Origin of the sequence: Cyclobacterium qasimii M12-11B (assembly GCF_000427295.1) — a bacterium.
Taxonomy (GTDB): Bacteria; Bacteroidota; Bacteroidia; order Cytophagales; family Cyclobacteriaceae; genus Cyclobacterium; species Cyclobacterium qasimii.
In genome coordinates this window covers 13,433-25,654 of the sequence record NZ_ATNM01000156.1, presented here as the reverse complement: position 1 = coordinate 25,654, position 12,222 = coordinate 13,433, and the positions used below count along the sequence as shown (strand labels likewise).

The 12,222-nt window shown below is 39.0% G+C and carries 13 protein-coding genes and 1 pseudogene; 7 read left to right on the top strand and 7 right to left on the bottom strand.

Translation table 11 applies throughout. The annotated features are described in order from the left end of the window. Positions 1-56: 56 nt before the first annotated feature. Positions 57-1,349: a DUF5690 family protein gene (locus ADICYQ_RS20280; RefSeq protein WP_235114818.1), complete on the top strand. Its 1,293-nt coding sequence runs from the start codon at positions 57-59 to the stop codon at positions 1,347-1,349. Between the two features lie 207 nt (positions 1,350-1,556). On the opposite strand, the gene ADICYQ_RS20270 is transcribed toward ADICYQ_RS20280, so the two are convergent. After that, positions 1,557-2,144: a methyltransferase family protein gene (locus ADICYQ_RS20270; RefSeq protein ID WP_020889900.1), complete on the bottom strand. Its 588-nt coding sequence runs from the start codon at positions 2,142-2,144 to the stop codon at positions 1,557-1,559. A gap of 32 nt (positions 2,145-2,176) precedes the next feature. Here ADICYQ_RS20270 and deoC point away from each other — a divergent pair, with 32 nt between their 5' ends. Then, positions 2,177-2,842, top strand: a complete 666-nt coding sequence (gene deoC, locus ADICYQ_RS20265) for a deoxyribose-phosphate aldolase (protein ID WP_020889899.1) — start codon at positions 2,177-2,179, stop codon at positions 2,840-2,842. Here deoC and ADICYQ_RS29880 read toward each other — a convergent pair. Continuing rightward, positions 2,808-3,242 (bottom strand): annotated as a pseudogene (locus tag ADICYQ_RS29880) (Na/Pi symporter); the annotation flags it as partial. The gene deoC and the pseudogene ADICYQ_RS29880 overlap by 35 nt on opposite strands. After that, positions 3,236-3,928: a Na/Pi symporter gene (locus ADICYQ_RS29875; RefSeq protein WP_316929330.1), complete on the bottom strand. Its 693-nt coding sequence runs from the start codon at positions 3,926-3,928 to the stop codon at positions 3,236-3,238. The gene ADICYQ_RS29875 and the pseudogene ADICYQ_RS29880, both read right to left, overlap by 7 nt. Positions 3,929-4,321: 393 nt before the next feature. On the opposite strand from ADICYQ_RS29875, the gene ADICYQ_RS20255 reads away from it, so the two are divergent. From ADICYQ_RS20255 to ADICYQ_RS20240, 4 genes are all read left to right on the top strand, one after another. Then, positions 4,322-5,452: a hypothetical protein gene (locus ADICYQ_RS20255; protein WP_020889896.1), complete on the top strand. Its 1,131-nt coding sequence runs from the start codon at positions 4,322-4,324 to the stop codon at positions 5,450-5,452. Positions 5,453-5,462: 10 nt separating this feature from the next. Continuing rightward, the gene (locus ADICYQ_RS20250) at positions 5,463-5,906 is read left to right on the top strand and encodes a nucleoside deaminase (RefSeq protein WP_020889895.1); all 444 of its coding nucleotides are present in this window, start codon (positions 5,463-5,465) and stop codon (positions 5,904-5,906) included. A 116-nt stretch (positions 5,907-6,022) separates the two neighbouring features. Continuing rightward, positions 6,023-6,628 (top strand): superoxide dismutase, encoded by a 606-nt coding sequence (locus tag ADICYQ_RS20245; RefSeq protein ID WP_020889894.1) that lies wholly within the window; start codon positions 6,023-6,025, stop codon positions 6,626-6,628. Between the two features lie 270 nt (positions 6,629-6,898). Beyond that, positions 6,899-9,268 (top strand): TonB-dependent receptor, encoded by a 2,370-nt coding sequence (locus ADICYQ_RS20240; RefSeq protein ID WP_020889892.1) that lies wholly within the window; start codon positions 6,899-6,901, stop codon positions 9,266-9,268. 211 nt (positions 9,269-9,479) lie between these two features. On the opposite strand, the gene ADICYQ_RS20235 is transcribed toward ADICYQ_RS20240, so the two are convergent. From ADICYQ_RS20235 to ADICYQ_RS20225, 4 genes are all read right to left on the bottom strand, one after another. Continuing rightward, complete coding sequence (locus ADICYQ_RS20235) at positions 9,480-9,944, bottom strand: MaoC family dehydratase (protein WP_020889891.1); 465 nt, start codon at positions 9,942-9,944, stop codon at positions 9,480-9,482. Between the two features lie 143 nt (positions 9,945-10,087). Continuing rightward, on the bottom strand, positions 10,088-10,339 hold the full coding sequence (locus ADICYQ_RS29050; RefSeq protein ID WP_235114817.1) for a hypothetical protein: 252 nt from the start codon (positions 10,337-10,339) through the stop codon (positions 10,088-10,090). Next, positions 10,336-10,512, bottom strand: a complete 177-nt coding sequence (locus tag ADICYQ_RS29045) for a hypothetical protein (protein ID WP_235114815.1) — start codon at positions 10,510-10,512, stop codon at positions 10,336-10,338. Before ADICYQ_RS29045 ends, ADICYQ_RS29050 begins: the two co-directional genes overlap by 4 nt. Positions 10,513-10,757: 245 nt before the next feature. Further along, complete coding sequence (locus tag ADICYQ_RS20225) at positions 10,758-11,660, bottom strand: site-specific tyrosine recombinase (protein ID WP_020889886.1); 903 nt, start codon at positions 11,658-11,660, stop codon at positions 10,758-10,760. A 125-nt stretch (positions 11,661-11,785) separates the two neighbouring features. Between ADICYQ_RS20225 and aroQ the strand changes: the two genes are divergently transcribed. Then, positions 11,786-12,220, top strand: a complete 435-nt coding sequence (gene aroQ / locus ADICYQ_RS20220) for a type II 3-dehydroquinate dehydratase (RefSeq protein WP_040417280.1) — start codon at positions 11,786-11,788, stop codon at positions 12,218-12,220. Positions 12,221-12,222 lie beyond the last annotated feature (2 nt).

The window sequence follows — 12,222 nt, the reverse complement described above, 5'->3', positions numbered from 1 at the left end:
TCATGTTCCATTTCCCTTCTCTTTCTAAAAGGCTTTCTGAAGCAAATCCATTGCTTATGAGCACTTTTGTAGCTGTCATGGCTTTCCTGACCTATAGCTGCATGTATGCCTTTAGAAAACCATTTGCCGCAGCCACCTTCACGGGAGAAGAATGGTGGGGTATTGACATTAAAGTCTGGTTAATCCTCATGCAAACTTTCGGTTACATGGCCAGTAAGTTTTATGGCATCAAATTGATTGCAGAGTTAAGTGGAAAAAAACGAGGCCTTTTGATTCTCTCGCTTGTTGGGTTTTCCTGGTTGTCCTTGCTCGGCTTTGCTTTATTACCTGCCCCCTTCAATATTTTCTGTTTTCTTTTAAATGGCTTTCCACTTGGGCTAATTTGGGGCTTGGTTTTTCATTACCTTGAAGGGCGCAAATTCACCGAAATGATGGGGAGTATACTGGCGATAAGCTTTGTTTTTTCCTCGGGTTTTGTAAAGTCTATCGGCCGGTATTTATTAGTAGATTGGGCGATTGACCCCTATTGGATGCCCTTTGTGACAGGTGCCTTTTTTATTCCACTTCTGATCACAGTGGTGTTTTTTCTGGACCATACCCCACCTCCAAGTGAGGGAGACATAGCCCTTAAAACACAGCGGAAATCCATGAATAAACCTGAACGTCAAGCCTTCTTCAGGAATTTTAGTTTCGGAATCGTATTGCTGGTATTGGTCTATATGGCATTGACAGCCTTTAGGGACATAAGGGATAACTTCGTGGTAGAAATCTGGAAAGAATTAAAAGTTGGATTGGCTCCTGAACTCCTTACCCAAACGGAAATCCCCATAACTTTGATACTGCTGCTGATGATGGGTTTGCTGGTTTTGGTGAAAAATAATTTCAAAGCCCTTTTCCTCTACCACCTGATTATTATTTCAGGATTACTTTTGGCTGTTATTTCTACGCTATGCCTTCAAAATGGGTGGATAAACCCCTTTTATTGGACAGTGGCAACAGGTACAGGCATCTACATGGCCTACATCCCATTCAATTGTCTTCTTTTTGATCGCCTATTGGCTGCCTTTAAATATGTTGGCAATGTTGGCTTCCTGATGTACCTGGTAGATAGCTTTGGCTATTTGGGCTCATGTGGAATCCTTATTTTCAAGCAATTTGGAGACTGGGAGGCCATGAGTTGGTTTACATTCTACTCCGAAGGGCTGATCCTGGTGATGACTTTTAGTGCGGTGATAATGGTTATCAATGGTATCTATTTCTACAAAAAGTTGAAACACCATTCACTTATTCTTCCCCTAACCATGCCTATAGATGGCCAACCAATTCAGCCCTTACCGCTAAAAAAGTAAGTTAGAATTCACGACTTTTCAATGTTTTTATTCGCTTTTTGAATAAAAACCAATAACCAAGAGGAAAAATCAGGGCTTTTAGGCGCCAGTCATTTTTTTCATGAAAAGACAAAAATTTATTTTTGCTAATCTGTCTGTAAAAGAGACTAGCCATAACCAAATGTCCCAACACAAAGAACAACAAAACACTATAAAAGATCAGCTCATTCATTTTTTAAACCAGGGAAATAGGGGTGGAACATTTTTTTGATAATCAACATAGGCCTCACCATAGATGGCTATCAGTTTTTTCTCCTCAAAATAAATTCCAAAGGGCAAATAGAAAAGCAAAGCCAATAGATGAATCAATGAGGACAAATTAGGCACATAAAGGAAATAGCCTAGAAAAATCAGAATCAAACCAGCATACAAGGGGTGTCGCATATGCTTGTACCAACCATCCCTAATAAGTTCTTCCTTTTCACTCAGGTCATCATGAGGCCTCCAACCAATAAATCTGCCTGCAGAAATCCCTTTCATGCTTTTAACCGATATAATGGTGCCAAAAGTAGCCAGCATATATCCAAAGTAAGTACTTCCCTCTGAGGGCTCAAATATCCAATAGGGTGCTATGATAGCAGCAAAAACAAACAAGCCCAGTAAAAACAGTGTCGAGTACAAACTATAAGCCAGCCTGTACCATTTGTAACTGCCTTTCATCCAAAGCCTGAATTTTCTTTTTATATTTAAACTTGCCAGAAGGGTGTGGCTTGCATAAAACACAATCCATCCCAAAGCTAAAGTGATATATTCCATAAAGTTTCGAATATCCGCAATTTGATTGACTAATGAAAAATTTAAACCGATATATTGAGCATACTGCTTTGCAGCCTACTGTAGATGAACGTGCTATCGACACTGCAGTGAATCAAGCCAAGAAATATTCATTCAGAGGCGTTTGTATTCCGCCGTTTTGGGTTAAAAAAGCTAAAAGAGGTTTGGGAGAACTTGACATACAGATCGTGACAGTGGTCGGATTCCCCCTGGGTTACTCCATGACTCAAACCAAAGTTTTTGAAGCCAAACAAGCCATTGAAGACGGCGCAGATGAACTGGATGTGGTCTGGTCTATTTCTGCATTTAAGTCGGGCATGAATTGGCCAAAAATAGAATTGGCTCAAATGGCTAAGGTTTGTCATGATGCGGAAAGGTTATTAAAAGTAATCATAGAAACAGCTTATTTGAGTGAAGAAGAATTATTACTTGCCTGTAATATCTGTACAGATGCGGGGGCAGATTTTGTAAAAACTTCAACAGGTTTTGCTGGAAAGGGAGCAGAAGTGGACACAATCAAACGTATGCGTGAAATGCTGCCAAGCCAGGTAGGCATAAAGGCAAGTGGTGGAATTAAAACACTAGATCAGGCTTTGGCTATGATAAATGCGGGTGCAGACAGAATTGGCACCAGTAGTGGCCACCTTATAATGGAGGCTTGGTTGGACAAAAATCATTAATAAATGCTACTTCCTCTCTTTTTTCTAGGGTTACCTGAAATGGTTCAGGCTTCACCTCTGCTTGATTAAAATAGATTAGGAAGAAAGGGATCACAAAAAAGGTCAACAAGATATAGGCAAAACCAATCGATTTGTTGTTGGCTGTTTGTCTACCAAATTTTTTGGCCAATCGAACAGGGATTTCTCTCAACCTTGGAAAAGGAAGAAAGATAAGGTTGCCTATCAGGTTAAACAAAACATGAACAATGGCGACACTGATAGCGGCCTCTGTTTTGTACAAAGCAGCGATTACAGCCGTAATGGTAGTCCCTAGGTTCGCTCCCATAATAAAAGGGAAGACTTTGCGAAGCGCTACTTTACCTGTAGCTACCGCTGTCACCATCAATGAAGTGGTCACTGTGCTGGATTGTACAGCGGCCGTGAAGAAAACACCATAGGCAAAAGAGCGGAAGGGAAAATTAAAATATGTTTCCTTACCTTTTTAAAATTCGGTGTGATTAGGGATTTGTAAGCCAGTGAGGAAAGGATTTTAATAGAGCCTATCATCAAGAGAATTCCTGTAGCCAAGGCAAGTAAAGGCCAGCTTAAATAGGAATACAGCTCATAGCTAAGTGACCTTAGGAAAAAGCCATTCAAGCCAATTTCTCCAAGATCTACCGGCTCATCCCAGATGAACCAATGGGTAAGCCAGGCAGACAGGTGACTTAAAATACCAAAATACACCTCCAATGGAAGCAAAATGATAACGGTACTGATGTTAAAAATATCATGGAGCACTCCGGCAGAAAGTGCCTTTCGGAATGTTTTCTTTTTTAAGATATAGCCAAAAGCAACCAGTGTACTGGTTAAGGTGGTGCCAATATTTGCGCCCATTATTACAGGGACAGCCTGTGCCAGACTAAGATTTCCTGAAGCTACCAATACTACTACCATTGCAGAAATGGTCGAACTAGACTGAATCAAGGCAGTGGTGAGTATACCAATAAAGAGGCCTACAAATGGATTACTTGTAGCAGTGAACAATGCATTGGCGGCTTCATTGTTTAGTTCAGTCAAGGAAATGGTCAAAAAATCAATAGAAAACATGAATATCAATAGACCTATAATTATAGTAACTATTGTTATCAGGTTTTTAAAATAGGTATTTCCTTCAGGTACTTTGGTCATTAAAACGAGGCTGTAATTTGTCCAGAGAATATAAGTGCAAAATACGGGTAGAGTAGACAGAATAACACGCTTTTTAAGTAAAACTTATGTTAATAATGAAAAAGAACAACTAGCTCATAAAGAAATGATTAAAAATGCCGATTTAGCTCAATGGGAACTAAAATATTTATATTTTTGAGAAAAAAGAAACATTGAAATAACTTTATTGGGGAAGGCTTTACAATAATTTAAACAGGGACTTAACAATTTGGTAACATTATCCTTAAATTTTCTTGTTTAATTTGCACCTCATTTCATAGCCAAAATCTACTCATGGCCAAACTAAAAGATCAAAACATTAACCAGGCTACATTATCTAAGGCAGCCTATTCACTTTTTGATTTCACTAAAAAGGAGAAACCCTTTCTTTTGATTATCTGTATTTTGGTCTCAATTGCTGGGATCATTACGCCTTATACTTATGCCGCCATGTGGTTTGGCTTTGCTTTGGCCGCTTATTCAGCGATTGCCAATGACAGTATCCAGACGATAGGGACTTTTATCGCATCAAACCAAAAACAGAAGTGGTATTTCCTATGGCTGTTTATGGGACTGATTTTTGTCGGTACTGTAACCTTTAGCTGGTTTTATTACAATGGTGATGTAAGTTATCAGCGTTTGCAGGTAGATGGACTTGACCAGGCACCCACAAATTTTGTCTTTCTCCAAATAGCGGCTCCAATAGTGTTGTTGGTGATGACGCGTTTGAGAATGCCTGTATCCACCACCTTTCTTTTGCTTAATGTATTTACCTACAAGGCAGGAACCATCATAGGGGTGATGCAAAAAAGTTTCATTGGGTATTTTGTAGCCTTTTTCCTTGCCATAATCGTCTGGTTTGTTTTAGAAAAATTTGTCACCAACTACCTAAAAGGCAAGCCAAGTAAATATTGGTACCCTCTTCAATGGATCATTTCAGGTTGTCTTTGGGCAGTTTGGATCATGCAGGATGCAGCCAATATAGCGGTGTTTCTTCCAAGAGAGCTGAATGTTTGGGAATTTTCTGCCTATACTGGCTTTGTATTTTTAGGGCTTGGTGTTCTTTTCTACATGAAAGGGGACAAAATTCAAGGTATTGTAAATGAAAAAACCAGGGTCACAGATGTAAGGGCAGCTACTATTGTAGATTTGGTATATGCTGTAATTCTTTTCTATTTCAAAGCATACAGTCAGATGCCTATGAGTACCACCTGGGTATTTATCGGACTTCTTGGAGGTAGGGAGCTTTCCATTGCACTGGCGAAATCAAAAAAATTGAAAAAGCGAAAAGCAAGACTAGTAAGGGCTTATCGTATGGCTTCCAATGACCTTCTAAAAGCGGGCATAGGTTTGATCGTATCACTTATTTTGGCATTGATTATCAATGAAGGTGTAAGGAAAGAACTATTCGCACTCATTTTTTAAAAACGAAATATTGGAATTGTTTTCAGATGAATACTGGATGAATGAGGCCCTCAAGCAAGCAAGAATTGCTGCAGATGAGGGAGAGATCCCTGTTGGGGCCGTGATAGTGGTTAAAAACAGGGTGATTGCTAAAGCTTATAACCAAACGGAAAAATTAACCGATGTTACTGCGCATGCGGAGATACTGGCCATCACAGCCGCCTCAAATGCGCTCGGTGCCAAGTACCTGCCCGAATGCAAATTGTACGTAACCCTGGAACCTTGTATCATGTGTGCAGGCGCTTGTTTTTGGGCCCAACTTGGTGAATTACATTTTGCTGCATCTGATCCTAAGCGTGGATTCTCCAAAACAGACATTTCTATCATACACCCTAAAACTAAACTGCATAGCGGAATATTGCAGGAAGAATCCAAAGATTTATTGCAAACATTTTTTAAAAATCTAAGAAATTAGAGATTCAAAGGAATAAAAGAACCTTTTTTAATGTTTGATGGTTTATAGAATAGGTTTTTTAATAGGGACCCACAACCATCAACTTATTTAAATGTTTAACCTAAAATAGAAAAAAAATGGCTTTTGAACTTCCTAGTTTACCTTATGAAAAAAATGCATTGGAACCGAATATTGATGCAAAAACCATGGAAATCCACCATGGCAAACATCATAACGCCTATGTAACCAAATTAAACGATGCTATTAAAGGCACTGAATTTGAATCAAAAAGCTTAGAAGAGCTAATGAAAAATGTTTCTTCTGCACCTGCAGGTGTAAGAAACAATGGAGGAGGACACTTTAACCATTCTCTTTTCTGGACTGTTCTTTCTCCAAACGGAGGAGGTAAGCCTAGTGGTGATTTAGCTGCTGCCATTGACAAAAAGTTTGGCTCTTTTGATAAATTCAAAGAAGAATTTTCAAATGCTGCTGCTACTAGATTTGGTTCTGGATGGGCTTGGCTAAGCGTAAGCAATGGTGAATTAGTTGTTAGCTCTACTCCAAATCAGGACAACCCTGTAATGGACGTGGCTGAAAGCAAAGGAACACCAATCTTAGGTTTGGATGTTTGGGAACATGCTTACTACCTTAACTACCAAAACAGAAGACCAGATTATATTGCTGCATTCTGGAATGTAGTAAACTGGGAGGAAGTAGCTAAAAGATTTGCTGCTGCCAAATAAATCATAGTTATTAAAGATTTGAAAAAGCCTCCTTTGTTTAAACATTGGAGGCTTTTTTGTGTCCAAATCGAACATAAAAAGTGTTCACTTCCGAGACAGTCTATTAAACACTCAATTTTTTATTCCTTTCATTATCAGGTACTTAATAGTATTTTTGGTTTTGGCACCTTTTTCCCATTGAATTGATCTGAACAATTCAATATTTAAAACCATGTATTTCTCTAAGTTAATTTTTGCCACTTCCTTTTTTTCTTGCTCGGATTAAGCCACGTGGCTGCCCAACACACTTCATTAACTGTAAGCGGCAGGGTAATCGATCAAGAAAACAAGCCATTGCCTTTTGCAAATGTGATTTTACTGGACATCGACTCCCGTGCACTTATAACAGGAACAATTTCTGATGAAGATGGAAATTTTTCCCTAAAAACAAATAGCACCATCAAACTCCAACTCAAGGCCTCCACTATTGGCTATGAAGATTTCATCAGTGAAGGATTCCAATTAAAAGCTGAAGACAGGAATTTCGGGAGCATAAAACTGAATGCCGAATTGGGAGCGCTAGACGAGGTGGAAGTTCGTGCAGCACGCCCAAATGTATTGATTCAGGCAGACAAAACAGTGGTGAATATTGAGGGGACGACTATGGCCGAAGGCAATAATGCATTGGATGTCATCGGCAGGTCGCCGGGTGTATTTGTAGATGCAGATGGTAACATCAATCTAAATGGAAAATCTGGCGTGATGGTACTTCTGGATGACAGGCAAACTTATATGTCGGCTAAAGATTTAGCAGACTTTCTAAGGGCCATGCCTGCTGACAATATCCAAAGCATAGAGGTCATCAATAATCCTCCTGCTAAGTATGATGCTGAAGGTGCCGCAGGCCTTATTAACCTGGTATTGAAAAGAAATACTTACAATGGTATAAATGGAAACCTAAATATTGGTAGCCAGTTTAATGGCCTTCATTTACCTTCTGCAGGTGGAGCGATAAATATTAAGAGAAACAAATGGACATCCAATGCCAGTTTGAATTACAACCATTGGGGTAGAAATATGGAACTTGACCTTTTGAGAAGGTTTCAATTGGAAAATGGTCTTTCTGAGTTTGACCAACGGGCAAGAATGAAGTTGCTAACCAAGAACTTGTTTTTCTCTGGAGGGACAGATTACCAGATCAACGAAAAGCATAGCGTAGGGGTCAATTTACAAGCCTCCACCCAGAACGGAGAAGATGGAGGTACCTCATTTACCACCATTTCGAACCCAGAAAACACGGACCTAAACTATATAAATGCCCTAAATGAGACAAATTTTGAGAACGCCAGAATATTTGGGAATTTTCATTATATCGGAAAGCTTGACACCTTGGGCACAAAGGTCTCTGTCGATTTTGATTACTCCAATATGGATGCCAGCAGCATAATCCTATTGAACAATAGCTATTGGGTCAATGAGGAAAAAGAAGCGGGAAGATTGAATAGGGTCAAAACAGGAAATGACATGGTTTACGCTATTTACACGGCTAAAACCGACTTTACTAAGCCTATAGGTGAGGACAAAACGCTGGAATTAGGCTTAAAAGGAAGTTGGGTGAAATCAGATAACATTCTTGAAATTGCAAAAAGTGAGGAAGAAGGTCCTTTTCTACCCGATGCCAATAGCAATCACTTCATTTATAAAGAGAAGGTAATGGCTGCCTATGCCTCTTTCAAAGCTCCTCTTGGTGAAAAGTTAGAATACCAAATGGGACTGAGAACGGAATATGCAAACATTGAGGGCAACTCCATTACCTCCTCTCAGGTAAATACCCAGGAATACATCAACTTTTTTCCAAGTGTATACCTGCAACACAAAATGAATGAGGACTACCAAATTGTCTACAATGTCAACAGGAGAATCACCCGGCCACATTACCGACAGCTGAACCCCTTTGTCTTCTATATAGACCCACTAACGACAGAGGAAGGCAACCCTAACCTCAAGCCACAGTACGCCAATAATATTGAGATGAACCATATTTACAAGGGTGCCTACCAGCTGGCTTTGACTTATTCACAAACCGAAAATGCTTTCGGTCAGATATTGACTCAGGACGAAGCCAGTAGAACCACGCTAATTCAAATGAGAAACCTTGATCAAACACAAAATTTAGGCCTTAGGGCTACTATACCGGTTGAGTTTGCTGAATGGTACAATACGAGCAATATGTTACAATTCAATGGGAGTTCTTTCCAATCCCAAATCGGAGAAGACTTATTGGATGTAAAGCAGTTTTCCTATATGTTTCGAAGCCAACACAATATCATCTTACCAAAAGGCTTCAAGTTGGAATTGGTAGGGATCTACAGAAGTCCTTTTCAGGATGGGCAAATCAAAATAAATGGGATGAGCTGGTTGGATGCTGGGATAACGAAAACTTTTAAGGATGAAAAATTAAGCCTGACAGTGAATGGCTCTGACATTTTCAGAACGATGAAATTTAAAGGAGGTATCGATTTTTACAATATCAACACCGATGTCCGTCAATACAACAGCATACAAAGTATTCGCTTCACCCTTAGGTGGAAGTTTGCCCAGGGCGAGAAGTTTAATGTGTCTGAACGAAGCGGTAGTACGGAAGAAAGAAACAGACTTTAATAAGTAAAGATTAGGTTTTTTAAAATGGAAAAGACAGCATCCTATGGATGTTGTTTTTTGTTTTTAACCTAACGATAAAATACGTTCCTTTTTAAATTAATAAAACTTTAAAACAACAAAAACTATTAATTGAGCTAATTTTCAGCAGATTGAGACCTTAAAATAGCGCTGTAGGGATAATCTATAATTGTGTTAAAACTTAATATAAAGCTTACTGGAAATGGTAAAGGAAAATCAATTGAGCAGCAAGTGCAGGTTTTCTTTCCCCTTTAATCTCAATCTTTACTTTCATTTCCGTCTTTATAGTACCTCGAAGGTCACTGATATTTGCTAGAGTAGCATGCATCCGGATTTCATCGTTGACTTTCACTGGATTGGCAAATCGTAAGTTTTCGATTCCATAGTTAACCATCATTTTCAGGTTGTTAACTTGCACAATCTGGTTCCAAAGAAATGGCACCAATGAAAGGGTAAGGTATCCATGTGCTATAGTCCCACCAAAGGCACCTTCGGCTTTTGCTTTTTCGGGATCTGTGTGAATCCATTGGTGATCAATGGTCGCATCGGCAAAAAGATTAATCTGATCTTGTGTTACTTCGTGGTACTCAGAAACTCCCAATTCTTTTCCTATGTATTCTTGAAAGTCTTCAAAGCTATTAATAATTAGTTTACTCATAATCGTTTTAGGTTTTAAAAAATGAAATTATCAAAACCCCGCGGATAATAAAACAAAAATTAAAGAAAACCGTAATACTTCTGATTCTTATACCACCTTATTCCTTCTCTTTTTGGAATACATAAAACCCAATACCATGCTACTTACAAAAAAATAAGGGTCAACCATTCATAAGTGCGTTTTTCCTTAAGCCCTTCCTGGATTTTCTCATCTCTAATCTCAAGGGCTCTTTTGAGCTTTACAATATCTTCTTCAGCCTTTTGAGCAATGTATTTGTAATCCTCTTTTTCATTGCCAATTTCGGAAGTTTCTATGTCTTTTCGCAATTCCAATTCACCAATTATCTGATTGTCTTTCTGCAAGATACGAGTCATCCATTCATTGGTTACCGTCATGTCTTTTTTGTTCTGTTGCCAAAAATTCCTGACTTCCGGGATTCAGATTCTTGCCATTCCAGGTGCAAACGCTCTCTCTCACCGATCAATTTCTTTAGCCTCTCCTGACCGCTGACCTCCATAGGTAAAGTCATCAACCAAATTATAAGTCCTAAAAAGAAGGTAGTTTTCATTGTTCTGAAGAAAGTTATTGAAAATATTTTTTAAAGGAGTCCACAGTTCAAAAAACATGCCTAACGTAAACTCTATTTGTGAACTTCACAATTAGTCCTTAACTGAATCGACCAATACCAGCTAAAAACAGCATTCCGGAGTGCTTTTGACTTAAGCCTGGAAAATTTCAAATAGTAGGAAATGCTTCACAAGTCGGCACTTAGCGTCAGTAAATGGCTTTTTCCAATGATAGGTGCCGTTAAATTTAAGCTTTTCCGGGAAGGAATTCATTTAAGACTTGTCTAAGGTAATCCCGGTCAAGATGGGTATAAATCTCGGTGGTGGTGATGCTTTCATGTCCAAGCATTTCTTGTACAGCTCTTAAATCTGCCCCACCCTCCACAAGGTGGGTAGCAAAACTGTGTCTGAAAGTATGGGGACTTACCTTTTTACTTATCCCTGCTTTTTCCACCGTTTTTTTAATGATTAAAAACACCATCACCCGGGAAAGTTTTTTTCCTCTCCGATTTAGAAACGCATAGTCTTCATGCCCTGCCGCAATCACCTGATGGGCCCTAACTTCATTTAAGTATATGGCGAGGTATTTGGCAGCAGATTTTCCGATAGGTACCAAACGTTCTTTGTTTCCTTTTCCAAGAATCCTCAAAAACCCAATGTCTTCATAGTATTGACTTAGTTTCAGGTTTGTCAATTCGGAAACCCTAAGTCCGCTGCTATATAGCATCTCCATCATTGCCCTGTTTCTATGTCCTTCAGGCTCCCCCAAAGGAACTGCTTCAAACAATTGTTCTATTTCGGCATAACTTAAGGTATCAGGTAATGTTCGTGTTAGCTTGGGTGCCTCGAGCAAGGCGGCGGGATTTTCAGTGATTTTATCTTCATACAACATGAACTTAAAAAAGGCTTTGATCCCTGAAATTATCCTCGCCTGAGAAAACTCTGAAATGGACAATTCAGCCAGCACTTTTACAAATTGTCGAAGATGGTACAATTGCACATTATTGGGCATGGTTTCTGGGAAGCTTTTCGCCAAAAACCCTGCGAGCTTATCGATATCTTGTCGATAAGCCAGGATTGAGTTTTCACTTAGAGAACGCTCAATTTTCAGGTAATAACCAAAAGCTTTTATTCTTTTCCCAAGACACAAAGTAAAATTAACTTAATGCGGGTATTAAATAATAGTTTTTCTAAAAACATATGAATATCCATTTAAGTTGTTTTCCGAATGCTTAACTTTGCGCCTGTTTAGTAGTCAATTAAATCCTTCAAACATTGAAAATCACGATCATTAACGGGCCCAATTTGAATTTATTAGGTAAGCGAGAGCCAGAAATTTATGGCAGTCGCTCATTTGAAGATTATTTTGAAACCCTGGTTCAAAAATATCCAGACCTGGAATTGACCTATTACCAAAGTAATGTGGAAGGTGAGCTGGTAAATAAGCTTCATGAAGTAGGCTTTGAGCATGATGCCATCCTTATTAATGCTGGTGCGTATACACATACTTCGGTCGCCCTTTCAGATGCTATTGCAGGCATCAGCAGCCCAGTTCTGGAAGTACATATTTCAAATATTTACAAAAGAGAGACTTTCCGCCACAAAAGCATTATTTCCAAGGAATGTGTGGGCATGATTGCGGGCTTGGGATTGAAAGGTTACGAATTAGGATTGAATTATTTCATTGACAATAAGAAAGAAAACGCATAATG

Bases quoted from the DNA above. Each gene is read 5' to 3' on its own strand.
- ADICYQ_RS20270 (WP_020889900.1), bottom strand. From the start codon at position 2,144: ATGGAATATATCACTTTAGCTTTGGGATGGATTGTGTTTTATGCAAGC.
- ADICYQ_RS29875 (WP_316929330.1), bottom strand. From the start codon at position 3,928: ATGTTTTCTATTGATTTTTTGACCATTTCCTTGACTGAACTAAACAAT.
- ADICYQ_RS20255 (WP_020889896.1), top strand. From the start codon at position 4,322: ATGGCCAAACTAAAAGATCAAAACATTAACCAGGCTACATTATCTAAG.
- deoC (WP_020889899.1), top strand. From the start codon at position 2,177: ATGAAAAATTTAAACCGATATATTGAGCATACTGCTTTGCAGCCTACT.
- ADICYQ_RS20245 (WP_020889894.1), top strand. From the start codon at position 6,023: ATGGCTTTTGAACTTCCTAGTTTACCTTATGAAAAAAATGCATTGGAA.
- ADICYQ_RS20235 (WP_020889891.1), bottom strand. From the start codon at position 9,944: ATGAGTAAACTAATTATTAATAGCTTTGAAGACTTTCAAGAATACATA.
- ADICYQ_RS29045 (WP_235114815.1), bottom strand. From the start codon at position 10,512: ATGAAAACTACCTTCTTTTTAGGACTTATAATTTGGTTGATGACTTTA.
- ADICYQ_RS20280 (WP_235114818.1), top strand. From the start codon at position 57: ATGAGCACTTTTGTAGCTGTCATGGCTTTCCTGACCTATAGCTGCATG.
- ADICYQ_RS29050 (WP_235114817.1), bottom strand. From the start codon at position 10,339: ATGACGGTAACCAATGAATGGATGACTCGTATCTTGCAGAAAGACAAT.